Consider the following 15,793-nt stretch of genomic DNA (forward strand, 5'->3'; position numbering starts at 1 on the left):
CGGTCTGTGCGGGGCTTGGGGGTGAGGGGCGGTTCGGGCTGGAGGCCCCGGACCGGTTCGGACGGGGCTGAACGACCGGACCGGGTTCGGCGGGCGGGGCTTGGGGTGAGGGGCGGTTCGGGCGCGGGGTTGGAGGACTCGGACCGGTTCGGTCGGCGCGGTGCTTGGGATGACGGGCAGTTCGAGCGCGGGGGTGGAGGACTCGGACCGGTTTGGTGGGCGCGGTGCTTGGGATGAGGGGCGGTTCGGGCTGGAGGCCCCGGACCGGTTCGGTGGGCGCGGGGCTTGAGGGTGAGGGGCGGTTCGGGCGGGGCTGGACGCCCCGGACCGGTTCGGTGGGTGCGGCTGGGGCCCGGGGGGAGGTAGAGCGGTGAGCGCGGCTGGGGCTCGCGGGGGGGGCGGAGCGGCGGGCGGTTTGTTGGGCACGAGAAGTCGAGGGGCGCTGGCGGCGGCTTGGAGGCGGGGCGTTGATGGCAGAGGGAGCTCGGCGCGCAGTTCGACCATGACGGCTTGGGCCCGGAAGCGAGATTCGGACGGCGCATCCGACTGTCATTCAGCGGAGGTGGGGGCGTCGCGACGCCTCCTCCACAGCGACCAAAGCGGCTAATCCATCCACAGAAAGCCCCGGTCAGCGGTCCAATGTCGCAGGTGCGCGCTAGCATGCCTGCATGAGCTTTCCGACACCCCCGCCACCACCAGCCGACGAGCGCGACCCGCTTGCTGTCGTGCTTGCCGAGGTGCTCGACGCGGATGCCGCGCTCGCGGCCGCCGAAGCCCGCAGGACGCGGGCGCTGGCCCGGGCGGGGCGTCTGGCTCTCGACGTCATGGCGGGGCAGCGGGCGGCGGATATGGCGCTGCGGGAGGTGGCGTCGGAGATCGCGGCCGCGGGGTGTTTGTCGGATCGGTCGGTGCAGGCGCAGATCGCGAAGGCGCTGACGCTCGTCGACCACTTCCCGACGACCGTCGACGCGTGGGAGGCGGGAGCGTTGTCGCGGGCGCACGTGCAGGCGATCGTCGATGCCGGCACCCCGGTGCCGCTCGACAAGCGCGGGGAGTTCGATGTTCTCGCCGTCACCACCGCGGAGGGCTTGAGTCCCGGACGGCTGCGGGCACGGTTGGCGACTCTGGCGGAGCGGTTGCAGCCGACCACGATCACGGAACGGCACCAGCGGGGCCGTGAGGAACGATGCGTGCGGGTGGTGCGGGGCGAGAACGGCATGTCGGATCTCATCGCGACGCTGCCGACGGTGCTCGCGGTGGGGATCTATGACCGGTTGACGCAGCAGTCGCGGGCGCTGATCGATGCGCGCAATGAGCCCGGTTCGCCGGTCTCGGCGAGCGCCGATGGCACATCGTCACCGGGTTTGGGTCAGCCGATCGTCGGCGGCGCCGCGTTCGGGATTGACCGTGTCGGCGACGGTAGCGACGATCGGCCGGAACGGCGAACGGTCAAGGCCACGGACGAGCAGCAGCGCGACGCGACGGTCGCAGGCGCAGGCGCAGCCGCAGCCGCCGCCGCCGCCGCCGCCGCCGCCGATCTTCGCAGCACCGACCAGGTCCGAGCCGACATCCTCGCCGACCTGCTCCTCACCGCCGCCCCCGACGCCGACCCCACCCGCACCGACGACGGCCCCGGCACCCTCGGCGCCATCCGCGCCCGCGTGCAGGTCGTCGTCCCGGCGCTGTCCGTTCAGGATCCGGGTCGGGAGAACATCGACCCCGCCGAACTCGTCGGTCACGGCCCCATCGATATCGACACAGCCCGGCAATTGGCCGAAGCGACGAGGGTGCCGTGGGATCGGGTGCTCACGAACCCCGTCACCGGCGCAGTGCTCTGCACCGACACATATCAGCGGACCGCCGCGATCGACCGATACCTCCGCGCCCGCGACCGGCACTGCCGCTGGCCCGGCTGCACCGCCCCCGCCATCCGCTGCGAAGTCGATCACAACCTCGATCACGCCCTCGGCGGCAAAACCCACGTGTGCAACCTCTGCCACTTCTGCCAACGACACCACACCCAGAAGCAATTCACCCGATGGCAGGTCAGACAACTCCCCGGCGGAGTCATCGAGTTCACCTCACCCACCGGGCGCGTCTACACCGACCACCCTCTGCCGTACGCGCCGGTCGTGCGATTCACTTCGGACGGTCCACCCGCCTCGGCTCTCCCCCAGAGCACGCAGTCCGCGCCTTTCTGACGGGCGTCGCCGGGGTCCGTGCACCGCCATTCGAGGGTGCTCGCGCGTGCATTTCGGCAGTGGCACCATCGTGGGCACGGACGCTCCCCTCTTGCGCCCGCGCGGTGCTGCGTTGCTCCTCGGACCACGTTGCGCCTGCACCCACGCTGTGCCGGCAACCACGCTGCGCCTGCAACCACGCCGTGCCTACACCTACGCTGCGCCTGCACCCACGCTGTGGCTGCGCCTGCAACCACGGTGCACCTGAGACCCGGGTGCACCTGAAATCACGCTGCGCCTCATCCAGGGCGCACGGCTTGCGCCTCATTCGGGATTCACACTATGCCTCTCAGGCGCACGCTCATGTAAGCGCAGCTCCGCCTCTTAGACGCACGCTCATGTAAGCGCAGCTCCGCCTCTTAGACGCACGCCCCTGCGAGTGCAGCTCGGCCACTCGGGCGAACGCCCCTTCTAGCGCAGCTCCGCTCCCACGGCGCACGCTTTGCGAGCGCAGCTGCGTCCCGCGCGCCAGTCAGCAGGAACGCCTTCGCCACCGCGGGCCGACCCCCTACCAACCCCGACACCCGGACGTCCTCCGTCTCTGCCCTATGCGGCCCAACGCCGCTCGCCGCACGCCCAAGGAACCCGTCGCATAGTGTCCGGCACCTCAGGGCAGGAGCGTGCCCCTCTCAGCCCCGGGTCCGCGACTCACGCTGTAGCTCCGCAGACGCTCTTGCCATCGGGTACACCACACCGCTCTCCACAGAGCGTCGGACACCACCCCAGCCGACAAAGGGGGAGGGCCCCGGAATCGAAGATTCCGAGGCCCTCCCTGATCAACCGATCAACCGGCGCGGAGCCAGCTGTAGTTGTTGTCGTCGCCGTACTCGAAGACACCGATTGTCGCCTCGGTGGGGTCGCCCACCTCGTCAAACGTGATCGGACCGGAGACGCCGTCGTAGTCGGCCTCGCCGCCACCGATGATGATGTCGGCGCACTCGGCGTACGTGGTGCACTTTGTGCCGCTACCGCTGCCACCCGAGACGGACTGCATGTTGGCCGCCACATCGGGACCGGCAGCCGAGCCGGCCTTGAGCGCCGCGAGAGCGAGCAGGACCACCGAGTCGTAGGACTCGGGCGCGTAGGTGAAGTCCTCGAGCGCCGGGTTGCCCTTGCCGCTCCAGAACGACTCCAGCGAGCTGCGGAACGTCGCCGTCGAGTCCGGGTCGACGCTGGGGTACGTGCCCTTGGCTCCCGTGAGGGTGCCGTTCGGGAACTGGCTGCCGAAGTTCTTCAGGTTGCCGTCGACGAAGAACAGCTTCTCGGGGCTGACGCTCGCGGTCAGGTCGGGGATGATCGTCGACACCTCGTCGAACGTGATCAGGGCGATCGCGTCGGGCGACTGGGCGAGGACGTCCTCGATCTGGGCCGAGAAGTTGGTGTCACCGGTGTTGTAGAGGCTGGTCGCGACGACCGAACCACCGGCGCTCTCGAACGCCTTCTTCGTGAAGCACGCCAGACCGGTGCCGTACGAGTCGTTCAGCACGATCATGCCGAGCGTCTCGTTGCCCTCGGAGGCGATCAGGTTGCCGAGCACCTCACCCTGGAGGACGTCGGAGGGGGCAGTCCGCCAGTACAGACCCTTGTCGTCGTAGCCGGTGAAGGCCGCCGAGGTGTTGGCCGGCGAGATCTGCACGGCGTTGGCCGCGATGACCTGGTCGATGAACTGCAGCGAGGTTCCCGACGAGGCCGCACCGACGATGGCGGTGGCCCCGGCACCGAGCAGACGCGGGATCTCGGTCTCGTACGCCTTGTTGTCGGTGTCGCCCGAGTCGCCCTGGATCAGGTTGATCTGCACACCCTTGTTGGCGGCGTTGATCTCCGAGGCGGCGAATTCGGTACCGGCGATCTCGGGCGGGCCGAGGAAAGCGAGGTTACCGGTCACGGGAAGCGCCGTGCCGATGTTGAACGTGAGGTCGGTCGCGGGGCCGGTCGAGGTCGACGAGTACTCGGGCGTGTACGAGGCGGGCTCAGCGGCGTTGCAGTCGATCGGGAAGTCGCCGCCACCGGCAGCGTCGCCGGTCTCGGACGGAGTGCTGCTGCCGGAACAACCGGCCAGGACGAGCGCGCTGACGCCGACCACGGCGAGGCCGCCGATGATCTTCGCCGAACGCGAACGGGAGAGGACACTCATATGGGTGCTCCTTGGTGAGTAGGAACCGCGGAGATGACCGCCGCGGATTGTGACAAACCTAGTGGCGCCCTTGTGGCCGTGTTGTTGCAATGTGTTAACGGTCGATTACGCGACCCAATCGTTACTTTTCCCGGGCAATTCCGGGCCGAGAAACGAAGAGAGTTCAGACCGGTTCGGCCACATCGACGACCGCTCGACGATGTTGTCGCGAGGCGAGGACCGAGTCGACGCTCAGGATCGCGAGGGCGAGCCAGACCAGCGCGAACCCGACCCACCGCTCGAGCGTCATCGGCTCGCCGAGCACCCACACGCCGATCGCGAACTGGATGATGGGGGCCACGAACTGCAGCAGTCCGATCACCGTCAGCGGCACACGCCGCGCCCCCGACGCGAAGAGCAGGAGGGGAACGGCGGTGACGGCCCCGGCGAGCAGGAGAAGCACGGTGTGCACAGCGCCGGCCGCACCCAGGGTGATGCCGGTGAGGTTGGCGACGATCACCAGCTGAATCGCCGCGACCGGCAGGAGCCAGAGCGACTCGAGGGTCAAGCCGCTGACGGCATCCACCGCCGGACCGATCTGCTTCTTCACCAGACCGTAGAAGCCGAACGAGAACGCGAGCGTCAACGCGATCCACGGGAATGAGCCGTACCCGATGACGATCACGACGACCGCGACGACGGCGAGTCCGATCGCGATCCACGGCACGATCCGCAGCCGCTCGCGCAGCACGATCACACCCAGCAGCACGGTGACGATCGGGTTGATGAAGTACCCGAGGCTCGTCTCGATGACGTGCTCCGAGAGGGCGCCGTAGAGGTACGTCTGCCAGTTGACGTAGATGAGGACGCCGGCGACCGCGGTCAGCCCCATGAGGCGCGGCTGTCGCACGATCACGAGGAACGGCCGCCACATCCGCAGAACCGTCAGCAACAGCAGGCAGAAGACGAACGCGAGGATGATGCGCCACGCGACGACCTCGAACGGACCGGTCGGGGCCAGCTGCAGGAAGTAGATCGGCAGGACGCCCCACAGCAGGTAGGCACCGAGCGCGTAGAGCGCGCCGCGGGTGCTCCCACCGGACGGAGCGGGAGGAGCGGGGGTCACCGCCCCAGCCTACGGCTGCGCCCGACCGCCGGGCCGCCGACCATCGCGTCTTTCCTGCCACGATCCTCGCGCGCACGCCGGGACGACGAAGGCCCCGGATGCCATGGCATCCGGGGCCTTCAGAGGATCTCGCTCGATCAGCGGACGACGACCGCCAGGACGTCGCGAGCCGAGAGCACGAGGTACTCGTCGGCGCCGAACTTGACCTCGGTGCCGCCGTACTTGCTGTAGAGCACGCGGTCGCCGACGGCGACGTCGAGGGGGACACGGTTGCCGTTGTCGTCGATGCGGCCGGGGCCGACGGCAACGACTTCGCCCTCCTGCGGCTTCTCCTTGGCGGTGTCGGGGATGACGAGACCACTCGCGGTGGTCTGCTCAGCCTCGACCTGCTTGATGACGATGCGGTCCTCGAGCGGCTTGATGGAAACCGACACGGTCTACCTCTTCTTTCTCGTTACAGAAGACTTTTCAGCACTCACGCGGGGAGAGTGCTAATCCGAGTCTAGAGAAGCACTGGCACTCATGCAACGCGAGTGCCAGCGGCGGCTGCGCCGACCTCGACGGGCCGTTTCGCGACGAGGCCATCCGTTTGCCGCAGCGCCTCGCGTCGCGGCGGGATGGGCGCGCAGTATTGCATCTTTCGATGGCTACGTGAACACGTTTCACCCGCTCTTTCATCCGCTTCCGGGGTGTGCAACACTCGTCGCAACAGCGTCGTCCGCATACAGGGGGTATCGGGCGATGAAGCACTAGGACTCGTTGTCGAGTCCGAGAATCGGGGGATTCGGGGACGTTCGGCGTTCCTGTGTTTCTTCGGGGGGTCGAAATACATGGCAACGCCGTACTTTCTGGCGATCGACGTGGGAACGAGCAGGACGGCGGCGGCGACCGCGCGTTCCGCACCGGACGGGACGCTGGTGGCCGCACCGCTCCCGCTGGGGCGCAACGCCGACAGCACACCGACCACCGTCTTCGTATCCGACAGCGGACTGCTCTTCGGAGATGCCGCGGAGCGCCGGGGAACCGCTCAGCCCGAACGGCTGGTGCGCGAGTTCAAGCGTCGTATCGGCGACGACGTGCCCATCGTGGCCGCCGACCGCCGCTTCTCCCCTCAAGACCTCTACGCCCTCGTCGTCGGCTGGGTGATCGGAACCGCCGTCGAGCGCGAGGGCCAGCACCCCGCCTGCATCGCGGTCTCCGTGCCGGTCACCTGGGGCGAATACCGCACGCGACTGGTGCAGGATGCCATCGGGCGCCTCGGCTGGAACGACGTGCAGGTCATCACCGAGCCCGAGGCCGCTGCCCGCCACTACGAGTCGACGCATCCCCTCGACACCGACCGCGCCCTCGCCGTCTACGACTTCGGCGGCGGCACGTTCGACACCGTCATCCTGCGCAAGACCCGCGACGGTCACGTCGACTTCGTCGGCAGCCCCGTCGGCATCCCCGACCTGGGCGGCGCCGACTTCGACGACATCGTCCTGCGTCACACGGTGCGCGCCGCCGGCATCCCGGCATCCGCGATGGCGGGCGTCGCCACCGACCCGGGCGTGCGCATGGCGCTCGCATCGCTGCGCCGCGAATGCGTCGAAGCGAAGGAGTCGCTGTCGTTCGACGGCGAGGCCGTCGTGCCGGTGCTGATCGGCGACGGCCACGGAGCCGTGCGTCTGACCCGGGCCGAGTTCGAGGACATGATCGAGCCCGAGATCGAGCGCACCGTCGAGGTGCTCGAGATGGCGCTCGAGCAGTCGGGCCTCGCCGCCGCGGACCTCGACGCGATCCTCCTCACCGGCGGCACCTCGCGCATCCCCCGGGTCGCGCAGCTGCTGTCGGAGCGTTTCGATCGCCCCATCGCCGTCGATGCCGACCCCAAGGCGATCATCGCCCTCGGCGCCGCCCGCACCGTCGCCCTCGCCGCCGTCGCCGCACCTCTGGTCGGCCTGCACGCGGTCGACGACGACGAGGTGCAGGACGACGACGATGACGACGCCGCCCTCGGCGACCTCGGCTTCACCGCCACCCGCGCCGAGAAGCGCGCCCCCTGGTTTCGCCGCGTCCCCGCGACCGCGTACGTCGCGGCGGGGGTGACGGCGCTCGCCGTCGGCGTCGGCGTCGTGAGCGTCCCGGCGCTCGGTGTGGGTCTCCTCGCCCGCACCAGCGCCGGGATCACCTCGCAGCCCCTCGCCGCCGATGCGGAGGTGCTGCTCTTCGACCCGATCGACCTGCCGACGGCTCCGCCGCCGAGCATCGCCGCCCCCGACGTGCAGCCTGCCGCCGAGGCGCAGCCCGCCGCGCCCGAGCAGAAAGCGGCGCCCGAGCAGCAGCGTGCGACGAACAAGAGCGAAACGCGCCAGCGGTCGCCGCAGCGCTTGACCCCGCGCGCGGCCGAGGAGCGCAGCCCGTCCGCCGCTGCTGCTGCCCCGCAGCAGCAGGGCAACGGCGGCGGCGGCGGCAACTCCGGATCCGGCGGAAACTCCGCCTCCTCCCCCGCGCAGCAGCCCTCGAGCTCGTCGCCCGCGAGCTCCGAGCCCAGCACGTCGACCAACCCGCCCACGACCGACCCGACGTCGCCCGCGCCGTCGCCGTCGGACACCGGCACCACCACGCCGCCCGAGGAGACCACTCCCCCGGTGACGCAGGAGCCCACGACCACGCCGGAGGAGACCACTCCGCCGGCGACGGACCCGCCGGCGACCGAGCCGCCCGCCACGGAGACGCCCGTTGAGACGAGCTCGCCGGCACCCGAGCAGACGTCGACCGAAACTCCCGCGGCCTGAGCCGCGGCATCGGACCGAGAGACACGACGATGTCCATCTCGAACACCACCTCCGATGCCGCGTCCGGTGACCTCGACACGTTGCTGCTGCCTCGTGTCGCCCGGACGTTGCTCGACGCGTATCTCGGCGCCGCGGTGCCGACCCCCCTCGCGGTGGTCGGCACGGCGGGCGCCGGAAAATCGCGGGTGCTCCGGCACCTGTTCACGACGCTTCGCGCCGCGGGCGCTACTCCCGTCGCGCTGACGGGCGAAGCCGACCTGCCGACCGCCGACGACCGCACGGCCGTCATCGTCGTCGACGACGCGCACCTGCTCGACGACTCCCTGCTCGGCATCCTCTCGACGCGCCTGCGCGACGGAAGTGCGACCGTGCTGCTGTCCACGCGCCCCGATCCCGGATCCCCGACATTGCGCGCCCTGCTCGAAGACATCGAACGGCACCAGCCGCCCATGCTCCTCGGACACGTCACCCCCGCCGACGCCATCGCCCACGTCGGCGTGACGCCCACGGGTGCCGCGAAGGACTGCCTCACCACGCTGTTCGACGCGACCGGCGGCCTCGCATGGCTGACCGCCGAAGCCCTCGTGCTGCACGGCGAGGCGATCTGCGACGGTCGTTGCGATCACGACGAGATCGCGCGCTCGCTGTACGACCTGGTCTCGCACCGCATCGACTCGCTCGACCCGGCCCTGCGCCTGGCCGTCGAAGCACTGTGCCTCGACGAGCGCTACGCCCTCGACGGCAGCGCGGGACCCGCGTGCGCCGCGGGATACGACGCCGGCCTGCTCGACCGCGGCGGACGCACCGTCCCGCTCGTGCGCGACGCGGTCCGGGCCCGCCTGACGGCGGACCGTCTGCTCGAGCTGTATTCGGCCCGCCTGGTCAAGGACGCCGCCACCGTGCAGGCGCTGCTCGGAGGCGCGACGGACGAGCGGGTGGCATCCGCTCTGCTCGCCGACGGCGACCGCGAACTCCCGCGCGACCCGGCCAAGGCCGCGGATCTCTTCGCGGCGGCCGACCGCGCGGGCGCCGCCCCCGAGACCTTGGCGCTGCGTCGCGCGCGCGCCGCGTGGGCCCTGGGCGACGTGGATGCCGCGGGCGCCTTCGTCGACGGGATGCTGTCGGGCGCTCAGGCGCCGGACGACGCGGTGCTCGACATGGCCGCGGCCGTGTGGGCGGCACGGGGAGACATGGACCTCGCCGCGCAGGTGTACGGCGGCGGCTCCCCCTCCACGCCTGAGAGCCGCGCCAAGTGGCTGATCGCCGCCACCGCCGCCGGACGCACCGACCCCGCCGCCGAGCAGGACGGTGCGACCGTCCGCTCCATCCCCACCGCGCACGTCGTCTCGCTCGAGCTGCTGTCGCGCGGCCTCCGCGCCTCTCTCGGTGACAGCGGCGAAGAGGGCCTGCAAGACCTGGTGCGGGCCAGTGAGATGTACACGGCCTCCGCCAACGACGCCCCGCTGCCCGAACTGCCCGCCGTCCTCGCGGCGCTGGTCGCCCTCCACCTCGGCGAGGCCGCGGTCGCCCAACGGGTGCTGGATGCCGCGATCGCCGGCGCTCAGGGCGGATCGTGGGCGGCACCGCGACTGCTCCTGTGGCGGGCGTGGGTCGCCCTGCAGCTCGAGCACGCGTCCGAGGCGGAGGCGGCGCTGCGTGCCGCGACCTCCTCCGGTCGCCCGCTCTCCACGCGCGACCGCTTCCTCGCCGACGCCGTCGAACTGGGGCTGGTGCGCCGCAACGGGCAGCCGTCCGAGCTCGCCCCGGTCTGGCATCGCGCGCAGGACTCCCTGCTGCGCACCCAGATCGACCTCTACACGCTCATCCCCCTCGGCGAGTTCGCCCTCTCAGCCGCCCGGGTCGGGGAGTCCGACGCGGTGCGTTCGCACCTGCGCCGGGCGGAGCTGCTGCTCGAGCATCTCGGACAGCCGGCGCTGTGGGAATCGAGCCTGCAGTGGGCCGCCCTGCACGTGAGCATCCTGCGCGGCAGCCCCGACGAGCTGACCGTGCACGCCCGCGCGCTCATGGCCGCGGCGGCGCACTCCCCGCTCGCGGCGCGGCTCGCCCGCGCCGGCCGGGTGTGGACGGAGGTCCTCACCGGCGCCGTCGACGTGGATGCCATCGAGGAGGCCGCCGCGGGACTGGCGTCCGCGGGCTTCGCCTGGGACGGAGCGCGCCTGGCCAGCCACGGCGCCAGCAAGTCCAGCGATCGACGCGTCATCGCCCGTCTCCTCGCCTGCGCGCGTCAGCTGCACCCGCGCGAGCGCAGCGAAGCGCCGGTCGCCGCCCCTGCGGCGTCGACCGACACCGGGCCCATCACCGTCCCCGTGCGCGCGGCGGAGTCCGGCGGCATCCTGAGCGAACGCGAGCGGGAGGTCGCGGCCCTGGTCCTGCAGGGCAAGACCTACGCCGAGATCGGCGAGGAGATCTTCATCTCCCCGCGCACCGCCGAGCATCACATCGCGCGCATCCGCCGCCGGCTCGGAGCCACGTCGCGCTCCGACCTGATGGCCCGCCTGCGCATGGTGCTCGAGGACGACGGCCGCGCCCCGATCACGGGCGCCGAACAGACACGGACGGTCGGGGTCCTGGCATCCGCCAACCCCCTATGACCCGTCCCGCGCTATGGGGGTTCCCCCCGACGCGCACACGCACCCCCTCGACCTAACGTCGAACCAAGGAACAACCGTGAGGAGACCCAATGAGCGTCACGCTGGCGACCATGGCAGATGCGCTGATCGAATTCATCCTGAGCCTGCTGCGTGACCCGCAGGCCGCAGCCGAGTTCGAGGAGGACCCGGAGGGCGCAATGGCGGCCCGCGGCCTGAACAACGTCTCGTACGCGGACGTGTGCTCGGTGGCCCCGGTCGTCGCGGAGAAGCCCTCCGTCGCCCCGAACCCGCAGCCGGCCCCCGTGCACGTCAAGCCGGAGCACGACAACCCGGTGGTGCGCGAGATCAAGACGATCACCAACCAGCTGTCGTACACCCACATCGACGACCGCGACACGATCGTCGACCAGTCGGTGAACCAGAACATCTGGGCAAACGGCGACGTCAATCAGACCTTCGGCAACGAAGCCGTCGTCGCCTCGGGCGACAAGGCCATCGCCGCCGGCAACGACGTCGACCAGGACACCACCCTGGACCAGTCGACCGACATCAACGCGGGCAACGACGTCAACATCGGCAACGACGAGACGAACACCGACATCGACGGTTCGTACAACGAGAACACCGAGAACACCGAGAACACGGACAACTCGACCGACATCGACCTCACGGACTCGGCGAACGACTCCTCCACCGACGTGGCCGTGGGCGACTCGTTCAACGACACCACCGACACGACGGTGGACACCTCGGTCGACGAGGACACCACCGTGGTGTTCGACTCGGGCAACGACTACGTCATCGAAGACACGGCGGATGACACCCTCTGACACGCCTTCGGAACGGCGGGTGGGCTCGAACGAGCTCACCCGCCGTTCCGGTGCGCCCGCCCCTTCCGCCGCCCGCTCCGAGGTGCGCCGCTCGCCGGCGCCTCCCGCGTACCAGCCCGCGGCGAAGCCCTCGGCACCCGAACGTCCCGCGCTGCACGACAAGGCCGCCGCCCCGGTGATGGTGAAGATGCCACCGCCCGCCGCGGTTCGCTTCGCGCAGATCGCCTGGGTGCTGAGCCTGGTCGTCGGCGCGATCGGCGTCGGCTACCTCTTCATCATCCGCGAGTCGCTGCGTCCCGACATCGAGGCGCTCGTGCGCGCCGTCGACGATTCGCGCCCCGCCGAGACGGTCACCTCGGCGTCCGACATCGTCTACTGGTGCGTGTTCGGCGGTCTTGTGGCCGTCCTGCTCGTGCAGGTGACCTCGCTGGTGTCGTTCAACAACCGCCGCAACAACGCCCGCTGGTGGATGCTCGGCATCCTCGTCTTCCAGGCGGTCGTCTTCCTCGCGGCACGGCAGTTCGTCGTGCTCGGGGAACGCGGCATCCCGCTCGAGCGCGTGCTGCTCATCCAGCTGGGCCTGTCGGCCCTGGGGCTGCTGTTCTCGCTGATCCCGGCGGCTCTACGCTGGACCCGACGAAAGCACGACATCCGCCGCGGAGTCGGCGGAGGCGTTCCCGAGCTGTGACGACGGGGCGGTGTCCGAACCGAGCAGGTCGGATGCCGCCCCCTCCACGCTGCGCACCACACCGCGGCACAGGTCCGCCGTGTGCCGATCGGTCAGCGGCGACTCCGCGATCGAGCGCCAGTGCGTCAGCAGGTCGTCGATGCGCTCGCGCTGGACGCGCGGCTCCACGTCGTCGCTCAGTCCCAGACGCCGCGCCGGCGACAGGCCCCCGCCGCCCACGATGCGCTCCGCCTCGGCGAGGGTCGCGGCGTCGAGCTCGGGCGGCGCGGTACGCAGCTCGGCGAGCAGCGACAGCTCGCGCAGATCGTGGCTCTGCGCCGTGAGCCGCTCGATGGCGCTGAGGATCCCCGCGGTGTTCTGCTTCGGCCGCTCGCGCACGAGCCGCTCGACACTGTGCAGGATGCCGCGCGCCTTGAGCGCGAACGCGCGCCCGCGGAACTGGTCCTCGACGAAGCGCTGCACCTCGATGAGACCGCTCTGCTGGACCAGCCGGTCGGACAGCGCCGACGACGATGAGGCGCCACCGCGGATGAGTGCGGCGGCCAGGCGCACACCGAACAGGCCGAAGCGGCGCAGGAGTCCGCGACGGATCTCCACGCTCAGTGCCGTGTCGTCGGTGGCACGGGTGAACCGGTCGACGGTCAGCAGCAGACGGTCACGGGCGGCGCGGTCCATCATCGCGATGTGGCGCAGCGCGATGAACTCGCTCTCGCGAAGCGTCCGGCCGCCCTCGGCGAGCAGGCCCGCCACGGGGATGACGTCGAGCGCGAGCGAGCGCAGTTCGCCGTCGCGACGGTAGCGGTCGGCGATCTTCGCCGCCGACAGGAGCGAATCGATTCGTCCCGAGCCGATCTCGTCGGCGCGCGAGAGCGCGGCGAGTGCGTTGACCGTCTGCGACTCCCCCGCGGCGGTGTCGCGGAAGGCCTCGAGGAACTTGAGGTCTTCGGCGTGCACGTGCCGGAGCAGGTAGATGATGGCATCCGCCGCCGTGGGCGTGTCCTTCGGGATGAAGAAGTCGGTCGAGCGCGCCGAGTTCTCCACCGTGAGCGAGGCGATGCCGGGGGTGTCGATGAGCACGGTCGAGCGCAGGTTCTCGCTCGGCCAGGCCACGTCGATCCACGCGACCTCCTCGGCGCTGTAGCCGCCCATGTCGAGCACGAGACGGCCCTCGGAACGGCGTACGGGACGCGAGATGCGGCGACCGTCGTGCATGCGCAGATCGACCCGCGCGGTGGACCCGTAGCGGTACCAGGTGATGGTGCGCGTGCACTCCCCCGCGTCGGTGGGCGCGATGCGCTCCCCGATCAGGGCGTTCAGCAGCGTCGACTTGCCCGCCTTGACGATGCCGGCCACGGCCAGGCGCAGCGGCTCGCGCAGACGACCACGGAACGACTCGAGCACCTCGACCGCGGCCGCGTCGTCGCCGTACGCCTCGAGGGCGTCGTCGACGATGCGGGCGACCTCGGGCAGACCGGCGCTCATCGGGAGACCGCCGCACGGGCCGGACGCGCCGACTCGAGCTCGGCGGCGGGGATGCGCCCGCGCAGCGCCTCGATTTCGCGCAGCTGCGCGTGCAACTGCGTGATGCGCTTGTCGCGATCGGCCGTGTAGGTGGCGGCGGCCTGCTTGGCCACCAGTACCGAGTCGCTCAGGGAGCGGTGGAGCTCCTCGGCGATCGAGCCGAAGTGGTCGCGCGCGGTGCGCTGCACGATGCGGAGCCGATCCTTGAGCTGCTTGCCCACCTGGAAGACGGTGTCCTCGATGTGGCGGCGCAGGAGGTTCTTCGCCTCGTTCTGACGCCGGAGGAGACGGGTGGACATGTCCTCACGATACGCGCGGCGTCCCACGAGCACGCCGGCCAGCAGCGAGAGCGGGTTGATGAGCGACAGACCGACGATGCTCGTCGCCAGACCCACCATGAGCACACCGCCGTAGGAGCCGCGCACGCCGATGTAGATCTTCTCGGCGGCACCCATCTTGCCGTCGTCGAGATGCTGGAGCTCCTCGACCGGATCCAGCAGGCCGTCGGTGCTCGCGACGTCGATGAGCGGGATCGACTCCTCGCCCATGCGGAACTCGTCGGCCACCTGCTCGGCCAGCCACTGCGAGCGCTCGTTCGTCCACACGAAGGTCTCGGACACCGCCGCGTTGACGCGCTGGTCGACCCACTCGGCGATCTGCTCCCAGATCGGACCCGGGTCGCCCTCGTCGATCGCGGCCTCTCCCTCGCGCTGCACCTTGCGCAGACGGTCGCGAAGGTCGTGCTCGGTGTCGGCGATGAGGTCGGCGATGCCGTCGGAGAGGGTGACCTGCCAGCGCGAGGTGCGACTGCGGAAGTCGTCGGCCTTGGCCTTGGCGTCTTCGAGGCGGGCGATCATGCCCGGAGTGTCCTCGGGGTGCTCCAGCGCGTTCAGCTCCGTCTTGACGGTGAGCGCGAGCTGATCGGCGACCGTCATGAGGTCGTGGACGGCGGCCCTGCGGTTGAGGTCCTCCGCCTTGCCCAGCACGTCGCGGCGCAGGTGCGCCACCAGCTCGGGGAAGCCGGACTCCTCGTTCAGGTCGCGGTCCTGCTGCTCGGCGGCGAGCAGGCGCAGGTCGCTGGAGACGGCGAACACGGGGACGTCGTCGATCTTGACGCCGAGCTCGTCGAGGTGCTTCTCGTCGACACGCTGGATCTCGCGCCACTCGGGGTACAGGTCGGTCTTCGACAGCACCGCCGCGACGTTCGGCGAGATGCGCATGGCGTGACGCAGGAACTGGATCTCGGGTTCGGTGTACTCCTGCGAGGCGTCGGAGACGAGCAGCACCGCGTGGGCCGTCGTCAGCGCCGCGAGGGTCGCGAGCGAGCGCGTGGACTCGAGCCCGCCGACGCCGGGCGAGTCGACGATACGCAAGCCCCCCTTGAGGATCTCGCGGGGCAGGAGCACCTCGGCGCCGACCACGTCGCCGTCCTGCTCGTCGTCAGCGCGCGAGGTGACGTAGTCCGAGAGCCGCTCGAAGGGGATGTCGACGCGGCGGATCTCGTGCGACTCTCCGCTCTCGCGGCGCACGAGCACGGTCGCGGAGGGCTCTTCGGCGTAGCCGACGGAGGTGGGCACGCTCGTGGCGATGTCGTCGTCGACGGCGCACGCGGGGGCGTTGATGAGCGCGTTGACGAGCTTGCTCTTGCCCTGCTTGAACTGCCCGACGATCACGACCCGCACGTGCGGGTCCTGCAGGCGCGACCGGGTGGCCGTGAGCTTCTCGACAAGGTCCTCACGGCCGACCGCACCCGAATACGCGCGGGCGCGATCCACCAGGGGACCCAGCTCCGCGGGCGCCGGCGGTTGGTTCGACGTTCCGCCCGGGGCGGCGCCGTTCGCGGCGCGGGAAGTCGTGGGCTGGGCCGGTGCGGACACGCGGGTACC

10 protein-coding genes are annotated in these 15,793 nt (G+C 70.6%); 5 read left to right on the top strand and 5 right to left on the bottom strand.

Annotation, left to right across the window (positions count from 1 at the left end):
- Nucleotides 1-668: 668 nt before the first annotated feature.
- The gene (locus Q9R20_RS03145; RefSeq protein WP_311247963.1) at nucleotides 669-2,201 is read left to right on the top strand and encodes an HNH endonuclease signature motif containing protein; all 1,533 of its coding nucleotides are present in this window, start codon (nucleotides 669-671) and stop codon (nucleotides 2,199-2,201) included.
- Between the two features lie 823 nt (nucleotides 2,202-3,024).
- On the opposite strand, the gene Q9R20_RS03150 is transcribed toward Q9R20_RS03145, so the two are convergent.
- From Q9R20_RS03150 to groES, 3 genes are all read right to left on the bottom strand, one after another.
- The gene (locus Q9R20_RS03150) at nucleotides 3,025-4,374 is read right to left on the bottom strand and encodes an ABC transporter substrate-binding protein (RefSeq protein WP_311247964.1); all 1,350 of its coding nucleotides are present in this window, start codon (nucleotides 4,372-4,374) and stop codon (nucleotides 3,025-3,027) included.
- Between the two features lie 163 nt (nucleotides 4,375-4,537).
- The gene (gene rarD / locus Q9R20_RS03155; protein WP_311247965.1) at nucleotides 4,538-5,479 is read right to left on the bottom strand and encodes an EamA family transporter RarD; all 942 of its coding nucleotides are present in this window, start codon (nucleotides 5,477-5,479) and stop codon (nucleotides 4,538-4,540) included.
- A gap of 137 nt (nucleotides 5,480-5,616) precedes the next feature.
- Nucleotides 5,617-5,913 carry a co-chaperone GroES gene (gene groES / locus Q9R20_RS03160; RefSeq protein ID WP_039394204.1) on the bottom strand — a complete coding sequence of 99 codons (297 nt, stop codon included), beginning with the start codon at nucleotides 5,911-5,913 and terminating at the stop codon, nucleotides 5,617-5,619.
- Between the two features lie 396 nt (nucleotides 5,914-6,309).
- Here groES and Q9R20_RS03165 point away from each other — a divergent pair, with 396 nt between their 5' ends.
- From Q9R20_RS03165 to Q9R20_RS03180, 4 genes are all read left to right on the top strand, one after another.
- Entirely contained in the window at nucleotides 6,310-8,256 is a 1,947-nt protein-coding gene (locus tag Q9R20_RS03165; RefSeq protein WP_311247966.1) for an Hsp70 family protein, read from the top strand.
- A gap of 29 nt (nucleotides 8,257-8,285) precedes the next feature.
- Entirely contained in the window at nucleotides 8,286-10,868 is a 2,583-nt protein-coding gene (locus Q9R20_RS03170; RefSeq protein WP_311247967.1) for a LuxR C-terminal-related transcriptional regulator, read from the top strand.
- Nucleotides 10,869-10,957: 89 nt separating this feature from the next.
- Nucleotides 10,958-11,698 (top strand): IniB N-terminal domain-containing protein, encoded by a 741-nt coding sequence (locus tag Q9R20_RS03175; protein ID WP_311247968.1) that lies wholly within the window; start codon nucleotides 10,958-10,960, stop codon nucleotides 11,696-11,698.
- Nucleotides 11,685-12,386 carry a hypothetical protein gene (locus Q9R20_RS03180; RefSeq protein WP_311247969.1) on the top strand — a complete coding sequence of 234 codons (702 nt, stop codon included), beginning with the start codon at nucleotides 11,685-11,687 and terminating at the stop codon, nucleotides 12,384-12,386. The genes Q9R20_RS03175 and Q9R20_RS03180 overlap by 14 nt, the downstream gene beginning before the upstream one ends.
- On the opposite strand, the gene Q9R20_RS03185 is transcribed toward Q9R20_RS03180, so the two are convergent.
- Both Q9R20_RS03185 and Q9R20_RS03190 read right to left on the bottom strand, forming a co-directional pair.
- Complete coding sequence (locus Q9R20_RS03185) at nucleotides 12,321-13,868, bottom strand: dynamin family protein (RefSeq protein ID WP_311247970.1); 1,548 nt, start codon at nucleotides 13,866-13,868, stop codon at nucleotides 12,321-12,323. The two genes, Q9R20_RS03180 and Q9R20_RS03185, sit on opposite strands and share 66 nt — an antisense overlap.
- Nucleotides 13,865-15,784 (bottom strand): dynamin family protein, encoded by a 1,920-nt coding sequence (locus tag Q9R20_RS03190; protein ID WP_311247971.1) that lies wholly within the window; start codon nucleotides 15,782-15,784, stop codon nucleotides 13,865-13,867. The genes Q9R20_RS03185 and Q9R20_RS03190 overlap by 4 nt, the downstream gene beginning before the upstream one ends.
- Nucleotides 15,785-15,793 lie beyond the last annotated feature (9 nt).

Origin of the sequence: Microbacterium sp. PRF11 (assembly GCF_031844085.1) — a bacterium.
Taxonomy (GTDB): Bacteria; Actinomycetota; Actinomycetes; order Actinomycetales; family Microbacteriaceae; genus Microbacterium.

Excerpts from the sequence above, each read along its gene's own strand:
- Q9R20_RS03180 (WP_311247969.1), top strand. The coding sequence starts at position 11,685 with ATGACACCCTCTGACACGCCTTCGGAACGGCGGGTGGGCTCGAACGAG.
- Q9R20_RS03170 (WP_311247967.1), top strand. The coding sequence starts at position 8,286 with ATGTCCATCTCGAACACCACCTCCGATGCCGCGTCCGGTGACCTCGAC.
- Q9R20_RS03150 (WP_311247964.1), bottom strand. The coding sequence starts at position 4,374 with ATGAGTGTCCTCTCCCGTTCGCGTTCGGCGAAGATCATCGGCGGCCTC.
- Q9R20_RS03145 (WP_311247963.1), top strand. The coding sequence starts at position 669 with ATGAGCTTTCCGACACCCCCGCCACCACCAGCCGACGAGCGCGACCCG.
- Q9R20_RS03175 (WP_311247968.1), top strand. The coding sequence starts at position 10,958 with ATGAGCGTCACGCTGGCGACCATGGCAGATGCGCTGATCGAATTCATC.
- Q9R20_RS03165 (WP_311247966.1), top strand. The coding sequence starts at position 6,310 with ATGGCAACGCCGTACTTTCTGGCGATCGACGTGGGAACGAGCAGGACG.
- Q9R20_RS03185 (WP_311247970.1), bottom strand. The coding sequence starts at position 13,868 with ATGAGCGCCGGTCTGCCCGAGGTCGCCCGCATCGTCGACGACGCCCTC.